The 1,062-nt window shown below is 32.6% G+C and carries 2 protein-coding genes; one reads left to right on the top strand and one right to left on the bottom strand.

The window, feature by feature from the left end:
• The first annotated feature begins 233 nt into the window (after positions 1-233).
• The gene (locus PQ474_RS26765) at positions 234-542 is read left to right on the top strand and encodes a DUF3888 domain-containing protein (RefSeq protein WP_420537709.1); all 309 of its coding nucleotides are present in this window, start codon (positions 234-236) and stop codon (positions 540-542) included.
• Between the two features lie 129 nt (positions 543-671).
• Here the strand turns inward: PQ474_RS26765 and PQ474_RS26170 are convergent, their stop codons facing one another.
• Positions 672-845 carry a hypothetical protein gene (locus tag PQ474_RS26170; protein WP_273848511.1) on the bottom strand — a complete coding sequence of 58 codons (174 nt, stop codon included), beginning with the start codon at positions 843-845 and terminating at the stop codon, positions 672-674.
• Between the last annotated feature and the right edge of the window lie 217 nt (positions 846-1,062).

Below are 1,062 nucleotides of genomic sequence, written 5' to 3'. Positions count from 1 at the left end.
GGGTATTTACTTTTTTGGCTCTAAACAGGAAGAACTTTAAAACTGAAAATTCAGTCAGTATATATGCAACACTAGTGCTTCTGAACCTATGCATTAATCATTTCATAATTGATTAAAATAAGAGAAAACTATGGATGAGGTCTGCTATGAAAAAATTCATTCTGTTAGTTATCGCCTGTTAGTTTCTTGTTCCATTTACGCCAGTTAAAGCAGAAACCGTAAATAAAAATGAAATACAATTACGTGATGACCTTATTTACATTTTGCTTTACCCCTCAATTCAACAGGAATTGAAGAAGCAATATGGCGAAATTAAACAAAATTACTGTGGTAATATAACCCAAATTGAGAAGCTGCCACAAGGCAGTTACTTATTTAATATCACCGTGCAGGTAACAACATTTGAAGGTGCTCACAATCCCCCACATGATTTAGTGACAATCACTTTTAGTAATGAAAAAACCATAGAGTGGCAGGCTATTGATTTCAAAAGAAGAAGGTTAAAGCCAAATGAAATAACTGAATGCAGGCATCCTTTGTAAAAAGGGTGCTTTTTTCTTCGGATATTCTTCAACTAAACTGCACCGTTAGCGGAACAAGGGTAGCGATGCCTAGTTAAAGCATCGCCTCCCTTTAATTGAATAATATTTTCACTTGAAACTTTTATAACACTATTTATTTCGCTCCAATTCTTCCACACGTCTCTTCAATAGTTCAATTTCTTCTTTGTCTTGTTTTGGTCCGCTCTTAGATTTATACACTTTTATCCTTAAAATAATAAACATTCCTATTGCTATTAAAATCAATAAGAAAAAGATGTTTTCAACAATAAATTCTAACATCATATTCCTCCTCCAATTACCGATTATCACCTTATAGGTCTTTGTTAAAGTAAACTGCTCTGCTACTTGAATAACCATTGTTATAATTTTAACATTAATTTCCTTTTATGTTGTAAAAAAATACGTTCCTGCCTTATTGCAGGAACGCACCCGTTCGTATTATAAGGTTATCCAGATAAGAAAATATTTCTGGTTGACCTTTTTTTATATGGTCTTATTA

This window comes from Halalkalibacter alkalisediminis (assembly GCF_028610705.1).
Lineage (GTDB): Bacteria > Bacillota > Bacilli > Bacillales > Bacillaceae_D > Halalkalibacter > Halalkalibacter alkalisediminis.
The sequence above is the reverse complement of the archived record's forward strand: the minus strand, read 5'-3'. Positions and strand labels throughout refer to the sequence as shown.